Raw genomic sequence first — 18,930 nt, 5'->3', positions numbered from 1 at the left:
GAGTGCTTCCGTGGGATGGGTGTTGATGAGCGAACGCGAATTGCAGCGGGTCGACGTTCTGGCTCAGGTCGATGACGGGCGGCTGGGCATCGATGCAGGTGCAGGCATCCTGGGCGTCGGCCGGCGCCAGATGTTCCGGCTCCTGAAGCGGTACCGTGGCGGCGGCGCGGCCTCGATCCGCCATGCATCCCGCAGCCGGACGGCGGGCAACCGGATCCATGACGCAAGGCGCGATCTTGCGCTTGCGCTTGTCCGCGAGACCTACAGCGATTTCGGCCCGACGCTCGCGGCCGAAAAGCTGGCGGAGCTGCACGGGATCCGGGTGTCGCGCGAAACGCTGCGGAAATGGATGGTCGCAGCGGAGCTGTGGCTCCCGCGCCGGCAGCGGCACCGCATCCACCAGCCGCGCCTGCGCCGGGAAGCCCTCGGCGAGCTTATCCAGCCTCTCGGGACATTGCCTTCGGCAATGCCCTGACGGCCAGCGGATCGACGGCCCGGAACATCGGTGGTTCGAAGAGCGCGGGGATCCGTGCACGCTCCTCGTGTTCATCGATGATGCCACGAGCAGGCTGATGCACCTGGAATTCGTCCCCTCCGAAAGCACCTGGTCCTACTTCGGCGCGCTCGAGCGGTACCTTGTCCGGCACGGCCGCCCCGTGGCTTTCTATTCCGACAAGCGCACCGTCTTCCGCGTCCCGAAACCCGGCCAGCATTCCAACGGGACGACCCAGTTCGGCCGGGCTCTGGCCGAACTGCAGATCGAGATCCTCTGCGCCAATTCCAGCCAGGCCAAGGGCCGGGTCGAACGCGCGAACCGGACGCTGCAGGACCGGCTGGTGAAGGAGCTGCGCCTGGCCGGGATTTCCGGCATCGAAGCCGCGAAAGACTTCCTGCCCGGCTTCGTGGAACGCACGAATGCGCGCTTCGCCGTCGCCCCGCTGCGGGCCCACGACCTTCATCTTCCCTTGAACGTGCCTCCGGACCGGCTGAGAAACATCCTGTGCCTGCGCGACCAGCGCCGGCTCTGCAAGAAGCTGACCATCGCCTATGACCGCATGAAGCTGCCGGTGGAAGACAGCGACCTCTCCCGGTCCGCCGCAGGCCAGTACGTCGATGTCTGCGAGTTCGCCGGCGGCCAGCTCCAGGTCCGGCACAAGGGCATGGCACTGCCGTTCCGGATCTTCGATCCCCGCCAGCAGCGCGTGACCCACGCTGCCATCACCGAGAACAAGCGCCTGTCGGCGGTGCTCGCTCATATCAAGGCGGAGCAGGAGAAACCGCCGCCCCTGGTGACCGTGCCGCCATCGAGCGCCCATACCGGCTAAAAGAAGAAGGGCGGAAGGCACCCGGGGCGCCCCTTGCGCTTGGAACTCCGGGCAAGGAAGCGCGCCGAAGCCGCAGCCAGGGTGACATTTCCGCTTTGCACGATCAGTGACACTTCAGCTTTGCGTTTACACTTCGTGAAAACAGGAGATTGCCCGACGGCGCATGCCGGCCTGCGCGCGGCGGCGTCCGGCCTGGCGGCGGCAGTGCAGCGCGCCGATGCCGCCCGCGATGCGGTTCCGGCGACGGCCTAGCTGTTTGGTCCCAGGGTGTAGCGGTCTGCGATTCTGCGATCANCGCCACGATCCGTTGACCGGAAGGCGAATGCGCGCATTTGCCGAGAGGGGCGCACGCCATCCGAGCTCCCATGCAGCGATCGAAAGCTTCGGACGCGGCGCTGAGCCGGGAGCTTGGCATCAACATCAAGACCGTGGCCAAGTGGCGGGAGCGCGTCGGGGAGGCCCGGATGGGCCCCGGGGAGGTGCGGTCAACCGCTCTCGGCCCGGAAGGGAAAGCTGCGGCAGTGGCTTTCCGGCGCCGCACGCTGCTCCCCTTGGAGTTCAAGCGTCCCGGAATCGATCCGGGGGATCGATTGCAGCGCGGAACCGCCTGCATGCATTTCAGCCCTCGATCCCGCACCTGACGCGCCCGTCCCTGCACCGAGGCCTGCAGCGATGAGCCATCGTGGCGCCATCGGTTCGCGCCCGATGGCGCAGGGATCAGCCGGCTGCCCGATGTGGAGGGCGGCAAACCGAAGCGGAAATTCAAGGCTTGCCCGATCGGAGGCTTCCGCATCGACATTGCGGACGTACGTTCGGGAGAAGGCAAGACATGCCTGTTCGCGGCGATTGGCCGGGACCTCGAAGTGAGGTGGTCGCCGAAATCCGGACACGCTGCCAAGCGGGGCGCCGGGCGGGGCACATTCGTGCCGCTCGCTTTCGAGCCCGGCGAGACCGTCCCGGTCGACTGGAGCGGGGACCGGGCCACGATCGGCGGCGCGCCCGCGAAGCTGCAGGTGGTGCATGTCAAGCTGGCGCACAGCCGTGTTGCCGTCGCCGCCCGGACCGGCGGAGCGGCGATGGCCATTCCCAGTCCGGGCCTATCTGCTGCAGGCCCGTGCGAGCCGGCACTGACCTTTCCCCCGGATCCCGGACTGGGCTGATTTTCGCAATGCGGCCATCGCGGCAGCCGTGTCGATCCTTGCCTGCCCGGGCGTGCGGCAGCCGTGAAGAAGGATGCGGTCTGGTGGAATCCCGTCGATGCCGCCCGCGTCGAGGCGCTGATGAGCGCGGTCGAGAAGGCCCGCCAGGCATGAGCGCGCTGACCGGCGATACCGATGTCTTCTCCGCCGAGACCGGCGGCACGTCCCGGGCCTGCATCGTCTTCACCGGCACGCGGCAGGACGACCTGCCGGGCATCTACGGCCGGACCGAGCATGACGCGGTCATGGCGGTCCTCGCCGAGCTCGCCGCCGAGGGCTGGGTGCTGAACCAGCGCCGGGTCTTCGATCCGGAGGCGGAAAATGTCCCGGTGGCGCTCGATACCGGTTTCACCCATGCCCATGACATCGCGGGGGTCTTCGAGGCGCCCGATCTGGATGCCGCCCTGCAAGGCACCATCCGGCTGGAACAGGCCGGCTGGGCGCGGCTGTTCCGCACCGAATGGATGATCGGGCTGCGGGAATTCGCGCCGGTCTTCGGCAAGGGCGCCCACGCCGATCACGGCTGGGCCTTCATGGCACTCTGGGAATGGAACGACCAGTGGGGCGAGGCCAGCCGCGCCGAGCGCGACGAATACGACCTGGAATGCGACATCGCCTTCAAGGGCGACCTGGCGCATGAGGTCAACATCTCGGGCCGGATGCGGCTCGACATCGCCCATGGCTGGCATCACCTGGGCTACTGGGAAATCTCCGGCCCCGATGTCGCCGACAGCGCCATCCGCGGCCATGAAGAGGTCGCCGATTTCAAGTTCACGACCTCGCGCCACATCGTCGGCCGCATCCGGCCGCTGGCCGAGCTGGCCGCCCCCCGGCATGACGACAGAAAGGCATCCCATGTCTGAGCAGACCCAAGCCTCCGCCACGCCCTGCGCCTGGCTCCACTATGCCCGCCCGCGGCCCCACTGGTACCTCGTTCCCGAGGCGGAGAAGGCCGCGCTGAAATCCGCCTGGGCCGCCGTTGCCAAGGCTGCGCAGGACGCAGGCGCCGTCCACCAGGGCTGCTTCCACATCCGCGGCCAGCATGATTTCGAGACCGTCGACATCTGGATGTTCGCCTCGAGCCAAGCCGCGTATGGCCATTGGCAGGCGCTGGTCGAGGCGCGCTATCCGGAATACTTCGCCTTCTCGAACGGCATCGGCCTGGAGCTGCCCGGGGCGGGCGATGCCTGAACCCATCCTGCAGGCCACCGGCATCACCCGCACCTTCGGCCATGTGCAGGCGCTGCGCGGAGTCGATTTCAAGGTGATGCCGGGCGAGATCGTCGCGCTGATCGGCGATAACGGCGCAGGCAAGTCGACGCTGGTCAAGATCCTCTCGGGCGCCGACCGCGCCGATGGCGGCGAGATCCGCATCGACGGCACGCCCGCGCGCTTCGGCTCCCCGGCCGAGGCGCAGGCCGCGGGGATCGCCACGGTCTACCAGGACCTGGCCCTTGCCCCCGACCTGCCCCCGGCCGAGAACCTTTTCCTCGGGCGCGAGCGGCTGAAGCCGGGCCTGCTGGGAAGGCTCGGAATGCTCGACCGCCAGGCGATGCGGGCCGAAAGCGCCAAGGTCTTCGAAACCCTCGGCGTCAATCTCAAATCCCACCGCGTGCCGGTCGACACGCTCTCGGGCGGGCAGCGCCAATCGGTCGCCATCGCCCGCGCCGCGATGTGGGCCGAGAAGATCGTCTTTCTCGACGAGCCGACCGCCGCGCTCGGCGTGGTGCAAACCGCGCGGGTGCTGGAGCTGGCCAAGCGGGTCCGCGACAGCGGCACCTCGGTCGTGCTGATCAGCCACAACATGCCCCAGGTCCTCGAGGTCGCCGACCGCATCCATGTGCTGCGCCTCGGCGAATCCGTGGCCAACCTGCGCCCCGCCGAGACGACCGTCGACGGGCTGGTTCGCGAGATGACCAGCGGCACCAGGGAAGGATTCACCCCATGACCCAGACCGACGCATTCCGCGAAACCGGCGAGGACCGGCTGCTGAGGCTCCTGGCCTCGGGCTGGATCTTCCTGCTGCTCGTCGGGCTGATCGCGATCTTCTCGCTGCTCAGGCCAGCGCAGTTCGGCTCGGGCTACAACATCCAGCAGCTGGCGATCAACGCGGCGATCATCCTCGTTCTGGCGGTCGGGCAGACCTACGTGATCATCTCGAACGGCATCGACCTGTCGATCGGCTCGGTGCTGGTCTTCTGCTCGGTGGTCTCGGCCGAGATCATGCTGGCGCTCTCGGGCGCGGCAGGCACCACCTTCGGCACGACCTCGGCGGGCTGGGGCGTCATCCTTCTGGGCTCTCTGGCCGCGGTCGCGACCGGCATCGCCTGGGGGCTGCTGAACGGCTTCCTCGTCGCGGTGGCGAAGATCCCGGCGCTTATCGTGACGCTCGGGACGCTCGGCATGGCGCTCGGCGGCGCGCAGATCCTGTCGGGCGGCACCGATGTGCGGGCCATGCCGGAGCTGCTGGTGACCCATGTCGGATCGGGACGGATCTTCGGCATTCCGGCGCTGGTCATGATCGCCGTCCTGGTCGTGCTTGTTGCCGGGCTGGTGCTGCATTTCACCCGCTTCGGGCTGCACACCTATGCGGTCGGCTCCAACATGGAGGGCGCGCGGCGCAGCGGCATCGACGTGACGCGCCAGACCATGGCGGTCTATGCGCTCTCGGGCGGCATGGCCGGCATCGCCGCCGTCATGTCGAACGCGCGCTTCGCCACCACAACCATCAACGGCCATGCGATGGACAACCTCACCACCATCTCGGCGGTGGTGCTCGGCGGCACCAGCCTGTTCGGCGGCGTCGGCAGCGTCTTCGGCACCGTGGTCGGCGTGTTCATCCCGATCATCCTGCTCAACGGCTTCGTCATTCTCGGCATTCCTCCCTTCTGGCAAACCGTGGCCATGGGGGCGGTGCTGATCCTCGCCGTCTGGATCGACCAGCTCAAGAGACGGCTCAGAAAGCGCGGCTGAACCGCGCATCCCTCCCCAACAGAAAGGTTTCCCCATGAAATTCCGGACCATGACCGCCGCCGTCCTGGCCAGCGCGGCCAGCTTCGCGGCCACCGCCCAGGCGCAGGAAGCGGGCACCGTCTCGCTGGTGCTCGGCGTCAGCGGCTCGCCCTTCTACCAGGCGCTGCAATGCGGGGCGATGGCGCGCGCCGAAGAGCTTGGGCTCGCGCTGACCGTCTCGGCCGGCGACCAGTTCGCTGCCGACAGCCAGATCCCGGTGGTCAATGCCGTGACCGCGGCCGGTCCGGACGTGGCCGCGATCGTGCCCACCGACATGCAGGCGCTGGTGCAGCCGATGCGCGAGCTGGCCAACCGCGGCACCAAGGTGATCACCGTCGACCAGACCATCGCCGACAACAGCTTCGTCGAGACCGAGGTGCTGACCGACAACGAGAAGGGCGGCGAGATGGCGGCCGAGGTCATGGCCGAAATCCTCGGCGGCACGGGCAAGGTGCTGATCATCACCCAGCCGCCGGGCTCGCTGGCGCAGGATGCCCGCACCGCAGGCTTCGAGGCGAAGATCGCCGAGCATGAAGGCATCGAGTATATCGGCGCCCAGTACCAGTCGGACGACCCGCAGAAGGCGGCGGAGATCGTGACCTCGCCCCTGTCGGCGCATCCCGATCTCGCGGGCATCTTCTCGACCAACGACCAGGGCGCGATCGGCGCGATCACCGGCCTGCGCCAGGCCGGGGCCATCGGCCGGGTCAAGATGGTCGCCTATGACGCCGCCTCCGCCGAGGTCGCCGCGCTGAAGAACGGTGCCATCCAGGCACTGATCGCCCAGAATCCGAAGCAGGAGGGCGAAGCGGCGATGGAGGCCGCACTGGCGCTGATCAACGGCGAGACGCTGGAGAAGACGACGATGACCGAGCTGGTCGTGATCCGCGAGGACGAAGCCGAGAAGGCGGATCGCTACGAGTACATCGCCGACTGCATGTAAGCCGCGATCCGCGGCCGCGTGCCGCCATTTCGGCCGGGGCCTAGAAGCCCCGGCCGCTCCGCTGATCCGGGGCGCCGTTGCGCCCGGCAGGACCGGCTGCCGCCGGTCGTCCGTCCGGCCGGTGCATCTTGGCCGACACTGCATGCCCCCTGGCGGAAAGCGGCGGCTTCCGCGGCGGGGCAGCGGTCGGCAGCGGCCAATTCGCGCCAACGGTCCGGACTGCTTCCGCAAACGCCTTGAACCGAACGGCCGCCGAGAAGGCGCGGATACAGGGCCATTGCAGGCCGGCGTCGCTCCGCCCGACGGGATGGCGATGCGCAACGGAAACGCGACGCACCGAAATCTGCCGCCATTCGCCGGCGCTGCCGCCGCCGCGGGCACCGATCGCGTGCCCCCCGCCAATTGCGCCGCCGAACTTGGTCTTCTTGGGTTGCAGCATGGCTTACCTCACGCGTGCTCGCGCTCGCGACGCGGGCGGTCACGACCACCCTCACCGTCGCGCTCGCGGCGCCCGCCGGAGCGGCCGCNCGGGTCGTGCTCAAGGATCTCGCCCTTGAACACCCACACCTTGATACCGCAGGTGCCGTAGGTGGTGAACGCCGTGGCGGTCCCGTAATCCACGTCCGCACGCAGGGTGTGCAGCGGAACGCGGCCCTCGCGGTACCACTCGGCCGGTACTCTAACCAACTGAGCTACAACCGCGTGAGGCGGGGAATTAGCGGCAGCGGCGGGGGAGGTCAAGACGTTTTCCGAAGATTTCTTGCCTCCCGCCGCAAATCTCTCAGCGCTCCGGGGCCGGAATGAACTCGGCATCGTCGCCCGGCGGCAGCGAGAAGCGGCCATGCGCCCAGTCGCCCCGGCGCCAGGCCTCCTTGGCCTCCTCGATCCGCTCCTTCGACGACGCGACGAGGTTCCACCAGATGTAGCGCGGCCCCTCCAGCGTCTCGCCGCCGAGGATCATCAGCCGCGTCCCCTGCCCGCCGGCGGCCAGCGTGATCTCGTCGCCGGGCCGGAAGCTCGCCATGCGCCCGGCCGCGTATTCCTCGCCCGCGACGATCACCGAGCCCGAGGTGACGTAGATGCCGCGGTCCTCGTGGTCCCCGGGCAGCGGGATCGCCGCCCCGGGCTCAAGCACGGCATCGGCATAGATCATGTCGGAGAAGGTCTTGACCGGCGCGGTCTCGCCCCAGCCGCGGCCGAGGATCAGCCGCACCGTCTTGCCCTCGCCCTCCAGAACCGGCAGCGCCTCCTTGGCGGCATGTTCGAAGTCCGGCACGCGGTCTTCGTGATCCTTCGGCAGCGCCACCCAGGTCTGGATGCCGAACAGGCCATGCGGCGCCCTGCGCAGGTCGCCGTCGGTGCGTTCGGAATGGGTGATGCCGTGGCCCGCCACCATCCAGTTGACCGCACCGGGCTCGATCCACTGGTCGGTGCCCAGCGAGTCGCGGTGATGCAGCTTGCCGCTGTAGAGATAAGTGATCGTCGCCAGGCCGATATGCGGATGCGGCCGCACGTCGATGCCCTGGCCGGTGACGAATTCCGCCGGGCCCATCTGGTCGAAGAAGATGAAGGGGCCGACCATCTGGCGCTTCGGCGCGGGCAGCGCGCGGCGCACCTCGAAGCCGCCCAGGTCGCGGGCGCGCGGGATGATCAGCGTGTCGATCAGGTCCACCTGATCGCCGGTCGGGGTCTGCGGGTCGAGCACGGGATTCCAGGACATCGGGCTTGCTCCAGTTGGGATGCCGGAAGCCTACACTATCCGGGATTGCAGAAAACACGCGATGCGACAGGGGTTCTGTGCATGAAGGAACAAGTGCCGCCATCCGCCCCCGGCGGAACTGGCCGCCCCGACCGGAACGGAGGCCAAGCTTTCGCCCCGGCACCGGATAGGACATGGCACATCGGGAAGGCACTCCGGGAACCGCGGCCGGGACATTCCATCCGGATGATCCATAGAGAGCGCCGGTCCGGAGACTGTGCCCCGTGGCCGCCGCAATCCGGCTCCCCGCCATCCGCGTCGGCATTCGGACCGATGGCGCCTGTCAGAGGCGGTTCCCTCATTGCGGCCTTGTCAAGCGGAGGTCCGATTTGTCCGTCTTGGGCCATGGTCGCTGCGAGGTCGGGCGTGAGCGCGCCCCATGATGGCGTCCGGTGGCGGACCGCCTCAAATGTCGCGGGCCGGGTCTTGGAGCCGAAACCACCACTGCGAAATCGATCTTTTGCCCGCTTCGGCTTCTCGCGCATTGTCGGAGCCGTGCCCCAGGCGCAGCGATGCCCCAGCTGCGGACCGCATCGGAACTCTTCGTCCTTCGCAATGATCGCCCAGAGCATGCGGGCCGGTCGCAGTCCGCTCGGACCCTTGGCACTGGACCGCTCGCTTCTGGCCAACGCGATTGCCGCCAGCAGCCGCGCCTTGGTGCCCGAGAACACCGCCATTGCGCCGATGATCGACTGGCGCCGGAGTTGCCGGTTCGGCCCGGCCTTTGCTGTCCCCCGCTCGAATGCCGTCCCGGCAGGCCGGGCCATGCCGGGAAATCGCGGCCGCGCCCGAAGGCGTCCATCGGCGGGGCGCAGGCAGCAACGGCCATCGCCGTCACCGGGCCGACTCCCGGCATCTTCCGGAGCCCGGCGGACAGCCGGGTTCGCCTGCTTGCCGCCTGCATCTGTGCGCCGTGCTCCGTGATCCGCGCGGACAGGCCGTCGACTTGCCCCAGGCAATGCTGCGACATGGTCCGGACCGGGGCGGGCAGGCCTGCGGCTATCCCGAAGTCCGGCAGCACTCCCCGCAGGCTGTTGATCACCTGGAGCCGCTGCCCGGCCCGGATGTCCCGCAGCCCGAAGATCCTGCCGAGGCCCTGCCGTTCCGGCGGCTGGGGTTCGACCAAGCGCGTTCTGCGACTTCGAGCGATCCCCCGGATCGTCCGATCCGCTGGCGCGGACCCGCTTGGACTCGGACGACAGGCCGCTTCGGCAATCGCCGCGGCACCGGCCATGTCGTTCGGCGGCAGAGGCGCCGCGGGGACGGGTCCGGACCCTGCCTCGCCCTGCGTCGTGACAAAAGTTTCGAGAATTTCGGCGAGAGCGGGCCGACCTCCGGGAGCAGCCCGGCCCGGCGATGCCCGTCCCGCAGGCCTGCATTGCCACCCGGCACCTGGGCCGGGCCTTCATGAATTCCCGAACTGCCTGCGCGGCAGCGTCTTGCGGAAGACCGCTTGGCCAGTCCCGCGCCGATGAGGGAGACGTCCTGCTTCATCCAGACCTCCTGATCGCCGGCACAAGTGCCGTCACCAGGAGCGCCCCAATGGCATTGTTGCAGAAGTTGGCTTCAGGACATGATGCCCCTTTCCCCAGCTAGGTCAGGCCACGCGTTCGACCCCGGCGGAGCCGAGGGCGTTGAAGCGGTTCATCAGGGCTGCGCGGATGTGGATCTCGGCGGTCTGGCGGTCGGGATCCCTCGATGCGACACGCTTGCCAGAGGCCTTGAGGCTCCGCATCCTGGCCTCGACCCTCCTCCGGACCTGGCAGCCGGCCCAACGTTGCCAGATCGTCCGGCCGAGGCGCCGTGTGGCCAGCAGGATGTCGTTGCGCGCCAGCGCCGCCGGCAATCCTCCTTCCAGAGGCCGCCATTTCTGCGGATCGGAGCGAGGGCATGACTGCCACCGGTCCGAAGGAATGCCCGAGCCCCCGTGCCTCCGCGCGCCAGGATCGCCGCATGGCACCGGCGGGTGCCAAAGGCAGCATCACCGGTAACGGTGCCGATTTCCGCGTCCTCGGGGGCTGGTCCGGAAGGTCCCGCAGCACGGGGCTGTCGCCCTCCCGGCTGGAGGTGAATTCCGCCGCCCGGATGTCGCCGGTCGCAGCGTCCATGGCCAGATGGACCTTGCGTTGCTGGCGTCGGCACTGGGTGCCGTGCATCCTGGCAAGCCATTCGCCGTCGCCCAGGACCTTGATGCCGGTGCTGTCCAAGCAGACCAAGAGCGAGCCGCGCCGCTTCAGTGCAGCATTGTAGGATTTCCAGTTGGTGGTGCGGTAGGCCTTGTTGCACAAAGATGCTCCGGGATTCACTTCGTGCTGGTCTCGCGGCCCGGCACGCGGCGGCGGCGGTAGAGGAAGTACTTGCCCCAGCCGCGCCAGTTGCCGACGCTCGGCGCCGCCGGATCGCAGGGGAAGCGGCTGTGCCAGTCGTCCGGCAGGGCGATGCCGCGTTCCTCGAGCTTCTCCAGCATCCAGACCAGCGGGATGTTCGACAGGTGCCGCGCCTCGCTGCGCCCGGCGAGCTGGCCGCCGATGTCGCCATGGGCGCCGCGGAACCAGACCTGCTCCACCCGGCCCTGCCAGCCCTCGGGCTCGGACCACAGGACCGGCGCGAAGGCCTGCCTTGTCTCGTTCAGCGCCAGCGCCTGGTAGCCATGGGCCACGTTGGGGCTGAGCTCCGGCGAGTGGAAGGCATGGCGCGGCTCGGTCAGCCGCCACAGCAGCGGCAGCCGCAGGCCCAGGGCCTTGACCGTGTCGAACACGCCGACCATCTCGATCGGCGCGGACTCGTGGCAGAAGCGGCGGGCGAAGCGCTGCGCCGCCACGCTCAGCGGTCCCTCGCGGTAATGGCGGTAGAGATCGCGGATGTTGCGTTCGGTCGCGGCGCGCGCCTTCAGCAGGCCCAGCCGGTCGATGACGCCCGCCAGCGAGCGGACCGCGAAGGCGCCGCGGGAATAGCCCAGCAGGAAAATCCGGTCGCCGGGCCGGTAGCGCGAGGCCAGCCAGCCATAGGCGCGCTGGATCTGGCGGTTTATGCCGACCCCGGCGATCACCTGCCAGCTGTCGCGCCAGCAGTCCCACTGGATGCCGGCCTCGTAATAGAGCTGCGGCCGGTCCTTCCACGGCATCCCTGCCAGCAGCGTGTAGATCTGCCCGGCATTGGTCACCTTGTCGGGATGCAGAGTCGACAGCGTGCCGTCGAGGATCACCACCAGATCCTGCGGGCCGCGATGCAGCCGCTTGGGCAGGCTGGAGGCAGGCCGCCGTCGTTGCCTCAGCACCTTCGAGAGGGGCGGCTGGCAGATCGAACGGCTTGTGTCACGGCTCCGGGTCATGGGCTCATCATGCACCAGTCAGGCTTTAACCCAAGTTTACATCATCGTGCGCAGCGCGCGAGTGGTGAAACGAAGATTAACACCGGCAGCCGGAAACAAGGTTAGCAAAACCTTGCTCTGACCGGGCAGATCCCGCCCCTGTCATCGGAAACCACCGGCCGGGACGCGTCTGCCGCCGGCACGGCAGCGGCGGTTTCCCTGCCCGGCGCACCACCCCGGCCTGCCGCCTGACCAGCTCTACACGGCACGGCGCGCCCCGTCCCGCAGCACGGATCGGGTGCGGCGGAGGCCCGCAGAAGACGGACGTCCGGGCGCTGTGCTGGTCCATGGCCGGGCCAAGGCGATCATGCGGCAGCGTCCGGGCACGGCCGGTTTTCCGCCGCGGGCGGTTCCGCCAAGGTAATGACATCCGCCGCGCGCTGCGGCATCCATGGCGGCGGGACGGCCATCCTGCCGCGCACCGGCGGCGTCCCCGTCGCCGTTTCCGAGCAAAGGTCCCGCCATGTTGCGCAACTTCCTCTCCTATTACCGCCCGCATATGGGCCTGTTCTGGCTCGATTTCGGCTGCGCCATCGCCTCGGGCCTGCTGGAGCTGGCCTTTCCTCTGGCGATCACCGGCTTCATCGACCGGCTGATCCCGATGGGCGACTGGGGGCTGACCGTGCTGGCGGCCTGCGCGCTGGTGGCGATCTACGCTGTCAATACCGGGCTGATGGCGGTGGTGATCTACTGGGGCCACAAGCTCGGCATCAACATCGAGACCGAGATGCGGGCCAGGGCCTTCGCGCATCTGACGCGGCTGAGCTGGCGCTGGTTCGACCGCGCCAAGACCGGCAAGCTGGTGGCCCGCGTCACCCGCGACCTGGAGGAGATCGGCGAGGTCGCGCATCACGGGCCCGAGGATCTGGTGGTCGCGGTGATGACCTTTGCCGGCGCCTTCGCGCTGATGCTGGCGCTGCATGTCGAGCTGGCGCTGATCACCGCGGTGATCGTGCCGCTGATGGTCTGGCTGGTCACCGTCTATGGCGGGCGGATGACCCGCGCCTGGCGCGAGATCTACGGCCGGGTCGGCAATTTCAACGTCCGGCTCGAAGAGGCGCTGGGAGGCATCCGCGTGGTGCAGGCCTTTGCCAACGAGCGCCATGAGGCACGGCTGTTTGCCGCCGACAACGAGGGCTACCGCAGGACCAAGCTCGAGGCCTACGGGATCATGGCGACCTCGTCGGCGATTCATTACATGGGGCTCAGGCTGGTGCAGGTGGTGGTGATGGTCGCGGGCGCGGGCTTCGTGCTGGAGGGCTCGATGACCACCGGCGCCTTCGTCGGCTTCCTGCTGCTGGTGGGCGTGTTCTTCCGGCCGCTTGAGAAGATCGCCGCCGTCGTCGAGACCTATCCGAAGGGCATCGCGGGCTTCCGCCGCTACCAGGAGCTGCTGTCGGTCGAGCCGGACATCGCCGATGCGCCGGATGCCGTCGAGGCGCCGCTGCTCAGGGGCGGCATCGTCTTCGACCATGTCGGCTTCGCCTATGAAGGCGACATGGCCGTCCTGCACGACGTGTCGCTGACCGTCGAGCCGGGGCAGACCGTGGCGCTGGTGGGTCCCTCGGGGGCGGGCAAGTCGAGCCTGATGGCGCTGGTGCCGCGGTTCTACGAGCCGACATCGGGCCAGATCCGCATCGATGGCGTGCCGCTGTCGGGCATGACGCTGGAAAGCCTGCGCCGCCAGATCGGGCTGGTGTCGCAGGAGGTCTTCCTGTTCGGCGGCACGCTGCGCGAGAACATCGCCTATGGGCGGCTCGGTGCGGGCGAGGACGAGATCCTGCGGGCGGTCGAGCTGGCGCGGCTCGGCGAGCTGGTGGCGGGGCTGCCCGACGGGCTCGACACGGTGGTCGGCGAGCGCGGCGTCAGGTTGTCGGGCGGCCAGCGCCAGCGGGTCGCGATCGCGCGGGTGTTCCTGAAGGACCCGCCCGTGCTGCTGCTCGACGAGGCGACCTCGGCGCTCGACACCGAGACCGAGCGGGAAATCCAGGCGGCGCTGGCGCGGCTTTCGGAGGGCCGGACGGTTCTGGTCATCGCCCACCGGCTGAGCACGATCGCCCATGCCGACATGATCGCGGTGATGGAGGCGGGCCGGATCGTCGAGACCGGCACCCATGCGGAGCTTCTGGGGCGGGGCGGCGCCTATGCCCGGCTCGCCGGGGAGGGCCTCCCGGCCGCCTGAGCGGTCCCGTCCGGCCGGACAGGACCTGCCCTCCGCTATTGCGCCTTTGCCTTGGCGGGCGCGGCGGCCGGGCAGGGGGCGGGGATCTTCGCTTCCGGCTGGGCGGAGCTGAAATAGCAGGCCGTGCCGCCGAAATCCGACGACAGGAAGCGCTTGGCGAAGCGCACCCGGCGCGGCAGGTTCGCGGTCCGCGGCGCCGGGCGGAGGAACTCCTTCATGAAGATCCGCGCCGCTGCATCCACGTCGCGCATGTCGCGCAGCCGGGTCAGCATGGACGGGTATTCGGTCTTCAGCTCATGGGCGAGGAAGCCGTAATTCGCCTCGTAGGTCGTCTGTCCGCCGCGGGTCTTCGCGAAGCTGCGGAAGGCCCGCTTGCGCACGCCGCACCATTGCGAATAGCCGTAGCACCCGCCGTTGATCTCCTGGAGCATCAGGAAGGCCCCGGATTCATGCGCGAGATTCCCGGCGATCGCCGCGGCGCTTTCCGGCGGCAGCGCGAAATCGGCTTCGAGATCCTGCATCAGGCGTTCGGGGACGCTGACCGGACGGTCCGAGGCGATCTTGCGGCCGCCGTCCTGCGGCGTGCTGCAAGCCGCAAGCAGGGCGAGGAGGGCGGGGTAGAGGAGGCGGGTTCTGTACATCTGATTCCGGTCTTGCTGCTGGGGCCGGGCGTCCGGCTGACCGGAACCCGGCGGGGCTAGGGCGCAGGGCGGGCCAGGTCAAACAGGAAGGCGGATTGTCGGCGGGGCTTCGCTCATTGGCGGGCCTGGGTGCTGGCCGGGGAGGCGGCGCGGGGCCGCCCGGCGCCCCGGATGGACCGGAGCCTGCGAACCGGCTTGCCTCCGGCTGAATGCCATAGTAAAAAAGTCAGGAATTGGATCCGGCGGCTGCAAGTCCCTGCGGATCCCCTGCAGCCAGCGACAGCTCCGCCCGACGGAGCGAGCCAGTGCCAATGTCCATCCCGGAGAGACACTGTGAGCCACTGGACCCGGCCGCGCGGCCCTGCAAACCGCCAAGATGACCGAAGCGCCGCCGGAACGCGCCCGTCCCGGCGCGAAACCTCCGCCGAGGAGGCCCGCCTGCTGCGGGCGGCGCGCTGCCTGTTCCAGGCCTTTTCCAGCCCCGCGAGCCATGCCTGGCGCCAGGCGATGGAGGCGCTGGCTGCCGGTGCGCGACACCCAGCGCTACACCGCCGAGGTGATGCGGACGCTGGCCGCGATGCGCAGCCCCGCGCTGGTGCTGCCCGAGCCCGACTACATCGACGAGCTGCCCCAGGCGGTGCCGGTCGCACTGCACCAGGGCGCGCCGCTCGCCGATGTGGCGACCGACATGCTGAAATACTCGACCAACCTCACCGCCGAGGTTCTGGGACTGACCGCGACCAAGGCGCGGACCGGGGCGGTCCCTGCGGACCTCGCGGCCTCGGCTGCCGAGATGTCGGCCTGGGCGCAGGGCATCGGCATGACCGAAAGCCATCTGGTCGACCATTCCGGTCTTGGCCCCGAGTCGCGGGTCACGGCGCGGGACATGACGCAGATGCTGCACCATGTCGGCGTGGACGGGCCGCTCTGGCCGCTGCTCAAGCATGTCGATCTCTACGACAAGCAGGGCAAGGCCGAACCGTTCGAGCTGCGCGCCAAGACCGGGACGCTGAATTTCGCGAGCTGTCTCGTCGGCTACATCCGGCGGCCCGCCAAGACGCCGCTGATTTTCGCGATCCTGACCGCCGAGCCGGAGCGCCGCGCCGCGATCCCGCCGGGCCACGAAGAGAGCCCGCCGGGCTCGCGCGGCTGGACCACGCGCTCGCGCGCCCTGCAGTACGACCTGATCCGGCTCTGGTCGGACAAGGCCTGACACCGCCGCTGCCCTGGGGGCGGCTCGTGCCGTTTGCCGGTAGCGGCCCGCAGATGACCGGGGGCCGCTACTGCGGTCTTTGTCGGCGCCCCTTGCTGTGCTCAAATGCGATGAGCGAGGCCGTGGCCGGGCTGCTCCGGTGCCGGAAGGCCGCGGTCCGGGCCATCCTCCGTCGGTGGCATCGTCACGGCCCGAGCGCCCCGGCGCGGGCTTTCGGCCCCTGACGCTGCGCCTGTCCGATCTTTGCACGCCCTCGCTCCGTGGAGCCATGGCGGCCGATGTTTCCGCCGGCCGCGGTGGGGGCCCGGAAGCTGCCGCGCGGCTGCCCCTCTCGATGAGAGGGTCCGTGCCGTTTCGATTGATCTGGGCGCGTTGCTCCCATCGGCGGAGCCGCCGACACGCGCGCGGTTGCCGAACAGGGTCCGGACAGGAGGCCATTGAATGCCCTGCCTCCTGTCCGGTGCCTTGATGACAGCGACGGCGCAGAGACCGCCGGAGGTCTGCGTCGCCGACTGATCCCATGGCGATCGACGTTCGCAGGACGCGTCGGGGACACGAGGAATGCCGGGATGGTGGCGCAGGGATGCCGGGAGGACAAGCAGGCCTGTCTGCGTGCTGCCGTGCGCGGGAGAGCTGCAGATCGGCGAAGCGGCAGGAGGCGCGGCTCGTGATCTGCGATGTCCGAGGGGCGCGGGGCAGCTGTGCTATTGCCAAATGCGGCGCCGGATCAAATGCGGAGCCGCGCCCCGCCTTGCGCCCAACCGAAGCGGCAGCGCAATGCCGGGTTTTCCCGCGGACCGGTCGGCCAGGCGTGTCCCGGCGGACGGTGTCGCTTCCGGTATCCATCGGGTTTCCCGGCAGGGGTGGGTTGCCGGCATCGCGCCGGTGAACGCCACCTGTTCGACAGAACCGGCGCAGCCTGAACCGAGGGATGCCCCGATGGCCAAACCGATGATGGAGCTGCGCGCGCTCATGGCGGGCCCGGCCGCCGTCCCGGACGGCGATGCCGGCCTGCTGGGTGCGGCACCCGCCTCTCCGGTGGCAGCCGAGGGGGCGAGCGGCTCTCCGGCGCCGATCGTGGCAAGACGCAGCGTGCCGATTTCGATCGGGGCGGCGGCGTCGCGGAAACCATAGATGCGTTCATGTTCGCAGTGGAAGGCCTCGGCCATGGCTGCGGCATCGTCGCCTTGTGCGAGGGAGACGCGCAGCTCGTAGGCCTGGCCGGCATAGCGCATGTCGGCGGAGCGCTCGGCGCGGCGCCCGGCCAGGCCCGGCAGTTCGTCGTCGAGCCAGGCATCGCCTTCGGCGGCAAGCTGGGCGAAGGTCTCCTCGGCCTGCGCGGCGGTGGCGGCATCGAGGGTCACGCGCAGCGAGCGGNCCAGCCGCGATGGGGACGAGGATGCGGGCGATGCCGATCTCTTCGGCCAGCAGGTTCGCATGGGTCGGGCCCGCCCCGCCGAAGGGCAGGAGCACGAAGTCGCGCGGATCGAGCCCGCGTTCCGCCATGGTGCGGAAGAGCTCTGGAGCGTGTCGCGCACCGCGGCCAGGTCGGCACTGGCCTGCGATCCGCGCCGCGCCTCGAGCTCGCGGCGCGCGATCCGGTTGCGGTCCATCCGTTCGCCGATCGCGGCCAGCTCGGTCTCGGCATCGGTCAGGTTCTGCCGCGCATCGAGGATCGCGGTATAGACGACCAGCCCCTTGGCGTAGAGCTGCTCGCGGCGCTCGAGGATGTCGCGGGTGGCGGCGACACGGTTTCGCTGCGCGGCAAGCTGCTGTTCCAGAATGGCGAAATCGCGTTCGTTCTGGCCGATCTGCTCGTCGGTCACCTGCTGGCGGTCGGCCAGCGAGACGGTCATCGCATCAAAGGCGGCCCGGCCGTTGGCGATCTCGGCAGCCGCGGCCTCGTAGCCGCTGAAATCCGGCTCGCGGCCTTCGGCGAAAGCCGAAAGCCATTCGGCACGGATCTGCAGCGACAGGTGCTGCTGCTCGGCCTGGCGCAGCTGCGCCCGCAGTTCCCGGTCGTCGAAGCGCGCGATTTCCATGCCGGCCCGGACCTGCTGTCCGGATTTCACCGACAGGGAAGAGAGCGTGCCGCCCTCGGGCAGCTGCACCTCGCGCTCGAAGCCCGAGGGGCTGATCTGGCCTTCGGCACGGGCGATCTCGGGCAGGCGGGCGAAACCGGCCCAGACCAGGAAGGCGGCGAGCATGGCCGCGATGATCCAGATCGTCAGCCGGGCGCCGACATGGTCCGGGCGTTCTTCGAGCCGCGCGGATTCCGCCAGATGGCGCAGCTGCGGCGAGGTCAGCCGCTGCTGCGGCTGCCGCTTCGGCGGGGCCGCGCCCACGACTTCGCCGGCAATCGGAATGCCTGACCGGATGGCCCCGGAACGCGCAGGTCCGGCCGGACAGGGGGGGGACCCGTGGCCGAGAAAAATGCCGGAGAGAAAGCCGTTTCGGCTCGCGGCGATAGCCATGGCAAACAAGGCCGCCTGGATCATCTGGGCCGTTCTGGCCCGGAAGGAGCCCTGGTCGCCGAGACTTGCCTGACGCGGCAAGACCGGCGAGATGACGGAGACACCCACAGCCGCGCCCCCGGGCGACCCCGTTGAAACTCCGGGGCGCAACAGCACGGCAAGCTGACGGGGACCCGGGACGCGGAAGCCGTAAGGGCCGGCGGTTGCAAGGCCGCGCAAACAGGCCGGACACACGACCGCTTCTGAATGGGTGCAGCAAAGCCATTTCCCGCTTGCCATCCAGGAACCATCCAAACAGGACTTGCACGGCGCCAAGGCGCCACGGTTCCGGCTCGCTCTGCAAGCGATGGTCCGGTGACCATGTCCGGAGCCGGAGCGGCGCCGGGAGGAGAGGCCACGGGTCCTTCGGCGAACGGAGCGCCTCACAGGACCCCGAGCGCCAGACCGCCAAGATCTACATCCGGATCATTCGCGGCATCGATCGGACCGAGGATGCTTGCCGCCAGGTCTCGAACCGCTTCGACGCCCCCGGCACCGCCGAGCGCGAACGCAGGGCCTGGCCTCAGCTGGGGAAAGGGGCATCACGTCCTGAAGCCCTTTTCTGCAACGATGCCTGCCCGAAGTTGCCGGTGTATCTTCGGCTACGCGCCATCGGCCCGGAAGTTGCGTTCGATCTCCCGGACGATGGTCGATCTGTGCCGCTCAAGGACGGGTGCCATCTCTCTGTCGGGGACCTTGGCGTGCCGCCAGTTCTCGATTTTGCGGCGTTATTGCAGCGACAGTTGCATGCAGACCGTTCCCATGCTGGCTCT

The 18,930-nt window shown here is 69.1% G+C and carries 13 protein-coding genes and 5 pseudogenes; 9 read left to right on the top strand and 9 right to left on the bottom strand.

The window, feature by feature from the left end; translation table 11 throughout:
* Positions 1–10 precede the first annotated feature (10 nt).
* The 7 genes and pseudogenes from C7T91_RS21390 to C7T91_RS21360 form a co-directional block, all read left to right on the top strand.
* Positions 11–1,280, top strand: a pseudogene (locus tag C7T91_RS21390) (ISNCY family transposase); the annotation flags it as partial.
* Positions 1,281–1,690: 410 nt separating this feature from the next.
* Positions 1,691–2,179 (top strand): annotated as a pseudogene (locus C7T91_RS40450) (hypothetical protein); the annotation flags it as partial.
* A gap of 455 nt (positions 2,180–2,634) precedes the next feature.
* The gene (locus C7T91_RS21380) at positions 2,635–3,387 is read left to right on the top strand and encodes a hypothetical protein (RefSeq protein ID WP_108261023.1); all 753 of its coding nucleotides are present in this window, start codon (positions 2,635–2,637) and stop codon (positions 3,385–3,387) included.
* Complete coding sequence (locus tag C7T91_RS21375; RefSeq protein ID WP_108261021.1) at positions 3,380–3,715, top strand: hypothetical protein; 336 nt, start codon at positions 3,380–3,382, stop codon at positions 3,713–3,715. The genes C7T91_RS21380 and C7T91_RS21375 overlap by 8 nt, the downstream gene beginning before the upstream one ends.
* Complete coding sequence (locus tag C7T91_RS21370) at positions 3,708–4,472, top strand: ATP-binding cassette domain-containing protein (protein ID WP_108261020.1); 765 nt, start codon at positions 3,708–3,710, stop codon at positions 4,470–4,472. Before C7T91_RS21375 ends, C7T91_RS21370 begins: the two co-directional genes overlap by 8 nt.
* Positions 4,469–5,497 carry an ABC transporter permease gene (locus C7T91_RS21365; protein WP_108261019.1) on the top strand — a complete coding sequence of 343 codons (1,029 nt, stop codon included), beginning with the start codon at positions 4,469–4,471 and terminating at the stop codon, positions 5,495–5,497. Before C7T91_RS21370 ends, C7T91_RS21365 begins: the two co-directional genes overlap by 4 nt.
* Before the next feature lie 34 nt (positions 5,498–5,531).
* Positions 5,532–6,479 (top strand): ABC transporter substrate-binding protein, encoded by a 948-nt coding sequence (locus tag C7T91_RS21360; protein WP_108261018.1) that lies wholly within the window; start codon positions 5,532–5,534, stop codon positions 6,477–6,479.
* 40 nt (positions 6,480–6,519) lie between these two features.
* Here C7T91_RS21360 and C7T91_RS21355 read toward each other — a convergent pair whose 3' ends face one another.
* From C7T91_RS21355 to C7T91_RS21330, 6 genes and pseudogenes are all read right to left on the bottom strand, one after another.
* Entirely contained in the window at positions 6,520–6,918 is a 399-nt protein-coding gene (locus C7T91_RS21355) for a hypothetical protein (protein ID WP_108261017.1), read from the bottom strand.
* Positions 6,919–6,926: 8 nt separating this feature from the next.
* Positions 6,927–7,148, bottom strand: a pseudogene (locus tag C7T91_RS39820) (30S ribosomal protein S3); the annotation flags it as partial.
* A 112-nt stretch (positions 7,149–7,260) separates the two neighbouring features.
* Positions 7,261–8,199, bottom strand: coding sequence for a pirin family protein (locus C7T91_RS21345; protein WP_108261016.1), 939 nt, complete (start codon positions 8,197–8,199; stop codon positions 7,261–7,263).
* Positions 8,200–8,536: 337 nt separating this feature from the next.
* Positions 8,537–9,094 carry a transposase gene (locus tag C7T91_RS39815; protein ID WP_407943329.1) on the bottom strand — a complete coding sequence of 186 codons (558 nt, stop codon included), beginning with the start codon at positions 9,092–9,094 and terminating at the stop codon, positions 8,537–8,539.
* A 741-nt stretch (positions 9,095–9,835) separates the two neighbouring features.
* Positions 9,836–10,463: pseudogene (locus C7T91_RS21335) on the bottom strand (IS5 family transposase); the annotation flags it as partial.
* Between the two features lie 77 nt (positions 10,464–10,540).
* Entirely contained in the window at positions 10,541–11,569 is a 1,029-nt protein-coding gene (locus tag C7T91_RS21330; protein WP_108261014.1) for a DUF2235 domain-containing protein, read from the bottom strand.
* A 502-nt stretch (positions 11,570–12,071) separates the two neighbouring features.
* Here C7T91_RS21330 and C7T91_RS21325 point away from each other — a divergent pair.
* Entirely contained in the window at positions 12,072–13,790 is a 1,719-nt protein-coding gene (locus C7T91_RS21325) for an ABC transporter ATP-binding protein (RefSeq protein WP_108261013.1), read from the top strand.
* Positions 13,791–13,825: 35 nt separating this feature from the next.
* On the opposite strand, the gene C7T91_RS21320 is transcribed toward C7T91_RS21325, so the two are convergent.
* Positions 13,826–14,431 (bottom strand): phage tail tip lysozyme, encoded by a 606-nt coding sequence (locus tag C7T91_RS21320; RefSeq protein WP_108261012.1) that lies wholly within the window; start codon positions 14,429–14,431, stop codon positions 13,826–13,828.
* A 526-nt stretch (positions 14,432–14,957) separates the two neighbouring features.
* Between C7T91_RS21320 and C7T91_RS21315 the strand changes: the two genes are divergently transcribed.
* The gene (locus C7T91_RS21315; RefSeq protein ID WP_161556039.1) at positions 14,958–15,644 is read left to right on the top strand and encodes a D-alanyl-D-alanine carboxypeptidase; all 687 of its coding nucleotides are present in this window, start codon (positions 14,958–14,960) and stop codon (positions 15,642–15,644) included.
* 1,140 nt (positions 15,645–16,784) lie between these two features.
* Here C7T91_RS21315 and C7T91_RS39810 read toward each other — a convergent pair.
* On the bottom strand, positions 16,785–17,150 hold the full coding sequence (locus C7T91_RS39810; RefSeq protein ID WP_161556080.1) for a hydantoinase/oxoprolinase family protein: 366 nt from the start codon (positions 17,148–17,150) through the stop codon (positions 16,785–16,787).
* A 1,575-nt stretch (positions 17,151–18,725) separates the two neighbouring features.
* Positions 18,726–18,876: pseudogene (locus tag C7T91_RS39795) on the bottom strand (helix-turn-helix domain-containing protein); the annotation flags it as partial.
* Positions 18,877–18,930: the final 54 nt, after the last annotated feature.

Source organism: Mangrovicoccus ximenensis (assembly GCF_003056725.1).
GTDB classification, from domain to species: domain Bacteria; phylum Pseudomonadota; class Alphaproteobacteria; order Rhodobacterales; family Rhodobacteraceae; genus Mangrovicoccus; species Mangrovicoccus ximenensis.
The sequence above is the reverse complement of the archived record's forward strand: the minus strand, read 5'-3'. Positions and strand labels throughout refer to the sequence as shown.